The 6,000-nt window shown below is 40.9% G+C and carries 3 protein-coding genes and 1 pseudogene; 3 read left to right on the forward strand and 1 reads right to left on the reverse strand.

What is annotated here, in order from left to right; translation table 11 throughout:
• Window positions 1-70: 70 nt before the first annotated feature.
• Complete coding sequence (locus tag HMPREF9007_RS17965; protein WP_008760710.1) at window positions 71-1,279, reverse strand: ROK family transcriptional regulator; 1,209 nt, start codon at window positions 1,277-1,279, stop codon at window positions 71-73.
• 342 nt (window positions 1,280-1,621) lie between these two features.
• Between HMPREF9007_RS17965 and HMPREF9007_RS17960 the strand changes: the two genes are divergently transcribed.
• The 3 genes and pseudogenes from HMPREF9007_RS17960 to HMPREF9007_RS17950 all read left to right on the forward strand — a co-directional run.
• Complete coding sequence (locus HMPREF9007_RS17960; RefSeq protein ID WP_008760711.1) at window positions 1,622-3,502, forward strand: FAD-dependent oxidoreductase; 1,881 nt, start codon at window positions 1,622-1,624, stop codon at window positions 3,500-3,502.
• A gap of 38 nt (window positions 3,503-3,540) precedes the next feature.
• On the forward strand, window positions 3,541-4,641 hold the full coding sequence (locus tag HMPREF9007_RS17955) for a DUF4434 domain-containing protein (RefSeq protein ID WP_008760712.1): 1,101 nt from the start codon (window positions 3,541-3,543) through the stop codon (window positions 4,639-4,641).
• A 5-nt stretch (window positions 4,642-4,646) separates the two neighbouring features.
• Window positions 4,647-6,000, forward strand: a pseudogene (locus HMPREF9007_RS17950) (sugar porter family MFS transporter); the annotation flags it as partial.

The raw sequence follows: 6,000 nt of genomic DNA on the forward strand, positions 1-6,000 counted from the left end.
TCTGAATATTTTTTGAGCTTTAATTTAAAATCTTCCTTTACCATAACTCTTTGCATAAAGTAACGGTAGTTTAACTTTCGAACATTCTGCTGCGTGCCAGCATACACGCGCCTACAATACCTGCTTTATCCTTCAATTTGGATGTAATGATGGCAGAGTCTTTGTTGACCAGATTGAGTGAATACTTACGTACCGCTGTTTTGATGGGTTGGGTGATATAATCTCCCGTTAAAGATAAAGTTCCGCCTATAATGACCAGTTCCGGATTGAAGATATTGATTAATCCTGCAATTTGTTTTCCCAGCTTTTGCCCTATTTCTTCAACAATTTCAATACAAAGCAGATCTTCCTTGTTGACGGCTGTGATGATTTCGTCAAGCGTGATGGGGTCTTCTTCACCGGATATTCGGGTGGAAAGAATAGAGCTTTCTCCGCTTTTAATACGCTCCAAAAGAATGCGATGAAGGGCAGAGCCGGATGCTTCTGTTTCCAGACACCCTTTTTTGCCGCAATGGCAGATGATTTCATTGTCGTATGCATTGACGTGACCGAACTCTCCCGAGAAACCGGATTTTCCTGTGTAGACTTTGCCGTCGATAATAATTCCGATGCCGACTCCCCAGCTGACGTTGACGAAAATAATATCTTTTTCTCCTTTTACACACCCTTGCATATATTCTCCGTAAGTCATGGCACGGGTGTCGTTGTCAATGGTTACTTTATGACCCAGCTTTTCCGACAGGACATCCGCCAACGGGCGTTCCTCAAAATTGAACTGGCTGAAACTATATCCGGATTCCGGATTTACCCGTCCCGATACATTTACATTGATATTTAAAATCTTCTCCTTATTGATAGGAAGTTTTTTGATGAAGTTGAGAATGAGTTTGCACAACTCGTTCATCCCTTCTATCGAATTCTCAAATTTATAGGGGATATTCATTTTTAACTCTACCATATCACCTTTAAAATTGATCAGTCCGATATTGACTGCAAATCTTTTGATGTCTACACCTATAAAATAACCGGATTCCGGATTCAATCCATAGAGATTCGGGTGGCGTCCACCGCTGGTTTCCAGTTTTCCGTAATCATTGATATATCCGTCCTCACACATTTCACCGATAAATTTGGTGACTGTGGGCACGCTTAGATCTAGTTCTTTTGAAAGATCGGGAATAGTGGAACTACCATTATATATATAATGTGTAATGATCCTCTTTTTAACGAGGGCATTTTTAGAGCCCATTTCTATTTCTTTCAAGAATTGTTGGTTCATACGTCTCTTATATTTTGTAATATCTACAAAGATAATTAATTTTTTTATTAACTAATAAGGTTCTTGACGAAAAAATTAGAATTGAATCTGAGATGATGCTGTGCTGATTCCTTATAGAAAGTGAATTCTCTCATTGATAGTTATTTGAAATCTTCTTATATAATAAGGTAATAAGGGTACTGGTATCTGAATAGCTTCATATTTATAGTCTTATTAATGAATAAAGAAGCGAAAATCAACTTTATTAATAAAATATTTTATTATCTATTGTTTATTTAATAAATATAGCTATATTTGTACCGTGATATTAATTAAGATGTACCGTAACCAAATCGTATTATGATGAAAAACTTATTCCAAATACTCTGTGGGCTGTTTCTGGTAGTATCATACTCTTCTTGTATGCACTCAGAGGAAGATAAGGTAGATGTACTTATTATAGGTGGAGGTGCCAGTGGTGTAACATCCGGCATCCAGTCTGCTCGTATGGGAGCCAATACACTGATTCTCGAAGAAAGCACCTGGTTGGGTGGGATGCTGACTTCTGCCGGTGTGAGTGCTGTGGATGGAAATTACAGATTGCCTGCCGGACTTTGGGGAGAATTTAAGAATAGATTGTCTGATTATTATGGCGGGCTGGATTCTTTGAAGACGGGTTGGGTAAGTAACGTATTGTTTGAACCGTCAGTTGGAAATAAGATTCTTCACGAAATGGTAGCGGCGGAAAATAATCTAAAAGTCTGGAAACAGGCTTGCCTTGAAGAAGTAAAAAGGACGGGAGATGAGTGGGTCGCTAAAGTGAAGGTGGAAGGACAAGGTGTGAAAACGGTTCGGGCGAAGGTCATGATTGATGCCACCGAACTGGGTGATGTGGCAAAAATTTGTGGAGTGAAGTACGATATTGGTATGGAAAGCAGAGATGACACGCACGAGGATATTGCTCCGGAAAAGAAGAATAATATTGTGCAGGATATTACTTATGTTGCCATATTAAAAGATTATGGTAAGGATGTGACTATTCCGGAACCTGAAGGATACGATCCTAAAGAATTTGCCTGTGCCTGTGCCAGTCCGGTATGCATAACTCCTAAAGAGCCGGATCGCGTCTGGTCTAAAGATATGATGATTACCTACGGGCGGTTGCCGAATCATAAATATATGATTAATTGGCCGATAGAAGGTAATGATTATTATATTAATCTGATTGAAATGACTCCGGAAGAACGCGTGAAAGCATTGGAATATGCGAAACATTATACGATGTGTTTTGTTTACTTCCTGCAACATGAACTGGGGTATAATACACTTGGATTGGCGGATGATGAATATCCGACAGAGGATAAGTTACCTTTTATCCCTTATCATAGAGAGTCCAGAAGAATTCACGGATTAGTCCGCTTTAACTTGAATCATGCACTCAATCCATATACACAGGATGAAAAACTGTACCGTACTTGTATTGCTGTGGGAGATTATCCGGTAGATCATCACCATACCCGCTATCATGGTTATGAAGAGTTGCCTAATCTGTATTTTCATCCGATCCCTTCGTATGGGTTGCCGTTAGGTACATTGATTCCTCAGGAGGTAGACGGGCTGATTGTTGCCGAGAAATCTATTTCCGTATCGAATATTATGAATGGAACGACTCGTTTGCAACCGGTTGTACTGCAGATCGGTCAGGCAGCGGGAGCTTTGGCTGCACTTGCTGTGAAGAATAATCAGAAGATAAGTGATGTTTCTGTTCGTGATGTTCAGAATGCTATTCTGGATGCTAAAGGATATTTGCTTCCTTATCTGGATGTTCCTGTCTCGGATGTGAAGTTCGCTCCTTATCAGCGGATTGGCTCTACGGGGATTCTGAAAGGAGTCGGTAAGAATGTGGACTGGTCCAATCAGACTTGGTTGAGAGCGGATACGGTATTGCTGGCGTCAGAACTGGATGGTCTGTTTGAAGTGTATCCGGCTGCCAAAGATGAATTCAAAAAAACAGGAGCGGATAAATTAAGTATTGAGGAGGCAGTTCAACTTGTTCAGAAGATAGCAGAAACGGAAAAACTACATACTACTGTTGATCCGCAAGCGCTTTGGAAAGCATACGGAATGCAAGAACCGGATTTGAAACGGAATATTTTGAGAGGGGAGATGGCTGTAATGATTGATCAGGTATTGGATCCTTTCAATAAAAAACAGATCGATATCACTGGTAAGTATATTCAATAGGTTAACATATATCCAAGTAAAAACAAAAAATTAAAACTATGGAAACTAATAATCGTAGAGATTTCTTAAAGAAGGCAGCTTTGGCCGGAGCTTCCGCTTTGGTTGCCCCTTCATTATTTGCAGCTGACGGAGTGGGGAGAGGGGAACTCTCCCCGAAGATCAAGGCTGGCGATTTGGAAAGCAAATTGATTGTTCCCAAAAATAATGGCTTAAAAATTACAGGAACTTTTTTGGATGAAATATCTCATGATATTCCTCATCAGAACTGGGGTGAGAAAGAATGGGATCTGGATTTTCAGCATATGAAAAGAATCGGTATCGATACAGTGATTATGATTCGTTCCGGTTATCGTAAGTTTATGACTTACCCTTCACCTTATTTGCTGAAAAAAGGATGTTATATGCCGTCGGTTGATTTGGTAGATATGTATTTGCGTCTGGCGGAGAAGTATAACATGAAATTTTATTTTGGTTTGTATGATTCAGGACGGTATTGGGATACAGGTGATTTAAGTTGGGAGATTGAGGATAACAAGTATGTGATTGATGAGGTTTGGAAGATGTACGGAGAGAAGTATAAAAGTTTTGGAGGCTGGTACATCAGCGGCGAGATTAGCCGTGCCACGAAAGGGGCTATTGATGCTTTCCGTGCTATGGGAAAGCAATGTAAAGATGTATCGAACGGACTCCCGACTTTTATCTCTCCGTGGATTGATGGCAAAAAGGCTATTATGGGAACAGGGAAACTGACAAGAGAAGATGCGGTTTCTGTACAACAACACGAAAAAGAATGGAATGAAATTTTTGATGGAATTCATGAAGTGGTAGATGCTTGTGCTTTTCAGGATGGACATATCGATTATGATGAGTTGGATGCGTTCTTTACTGTAAATAAAAAATTAGCAGATAAGTATGGTATGCAATGCTGGACCAACGCCGAGTCTTTTGACCGTGATATGCCTATCCGTTTTCTACCCATTAAATTTGATAAGCTCCGGATGAAGCTGGAAGCTGCCAAACGTGCAGGGTATGATAAGGCTATTACTTTCGAATTTTCTCATTTTATGAGTCCTCAATCTGCCTACTTGCAGGCCGGACATTTATATGATAGATACAGAGAATATTTTGAAATTAAATGAGTGATATGAAGTCTACAATTAACTTTGGCTATCTTATTTTCCTTTCTGTTGTAGCAGCTTTGGGAGGATTTTTGTTCGGATATGATACTGCTGTTATATCCGGAACAATCGCTCAGGTTACTCAACTTTTTCAACTGGATACGTTGCAACAGGGGTGGTATGTGGGATGTGCTTTAATAGGTTCTATCGTCGGTGTTCTTTTTGCCGGTATCCTGAGTGATAAGCTGGGACGAAAAATGACGATGATTATTTCAGCGACTCTGTTTTCTACATCGGCTTTAGGTTGTGCGATCTCCGCAGACTTCACCCAATTGGTAGTCTATCGTATTATTGGTGGAGTTGGTATTGGTGTTGTGTCGATTGTTTCTCCTTTGTATATATCTGAAGTGGCTGTGGCACAATATAGAGGGCGTTTGGTATCTTTATATCAATTGGCTGTGACAGTTGGATTTTTAGGAGCTTATTTGATTAACTATCAATTGCTGGCTTATGCTGAAAGTAGTAATCAGTTAAGTATGGACTGGTTGAATAAGATATTTGTTACTGAAGTCTGGCGAGGAATGTTGGGAATGGAAACATTGCCGGCTGTGTTATTCTTCATCATTATCTTCTTTATTCCGGAGAGTCCTCGTTGGCTGATCGTAAGAGGTAAAGAAGAAAAAGCTGTCAATATATTAGAAAGGATATATAATTCAGTTTCAGAGGCTGCAAGTCAATTAAAAGAAACGAAATCTGTATTGACGTCTGAAACAAAATCTGAATGGGCTATGTTAATGAAACCCGGAATTTTTAAAGCGGTCATCATTGGTGTATGCATTGCTATTTTGGGACAGTTCATGGGTGTGAATGCTGTACTTTATTATGGCCCTTCCATTTTCGAAAACGCAGGACTTTCAGGAGGAGATTCTTTGTTTTACCAAGTTCTCGTAGGACTAGTCAACACTCTGACCACCGTTCTTGCTCTTGTGATCATCGACAGGGTCGGCCGCAAGCAACTGGTCTATTACGGAGTTTCGGGGATGGTTGTCTCCCTCCTGCTGATCGGCATTTACTTCCTCTTCGGTGATTCCTGGGGAGTCTCCAGCCTCTTCCTGCTCGTTTTCTTCCTGTTCTATGTATTCTGCTGTGCCGTCTCCATCTGTGCCGTGGTGTTCGTGCTCCTCTCGGAGATGTACCCCACCAAGGTGCGCGGACTGGCGATGTCCATTGCAGGATTCGCCCTGTGGATAGGAACGTACCTGATCGGACAGTTAACCCCCTGGATGCTCCAGAATCTCACCCCCGCCGGAACATTCTTCCTGTTCGCAGTCATGTGCGTGCCGTATATGCTTCATCGTATGGAAACTCGTGCCGGAGACC

It is taken from the genome of Bacteroides sp. 1_1_14 (assembly GCF_000162515.1).
GTDB classification, from domain to species: domain Bacteria; phylum Bacteroidota; class Bacteroidia; order Bacteroidales; family Bacteroidaceae; genus Bacteroides; species Bacteroides thetaiotaomicron.

What these genes read in the sequence shown, in the direction of transcription:
- HMPREF9007_RS17965 (WP_008760710.1), bottom strand. Translation starts at nt 1,279, where the DNA reads ATGAACCAACAATTCTTGAAAGAAATAGAAATGGGCTCTAAAAATGCC.
- HMPREF9007_RS17960 (WP_008760711.1), top strand. Translation starts at nt 1,622, where the DNA reads ATGAAAAACTTATTCCAAATACTCTGTGGGCTGTTTCTGGTAGTATCA.
- HMPREF9007_RS17955 (WP_008760712.1), top strand. Translation starts at nt 3,541, where the DNA reads ATGGAAACTAATAATCGTAGAGATTTCTTAAAGAAGGCAGCTTTGGCC.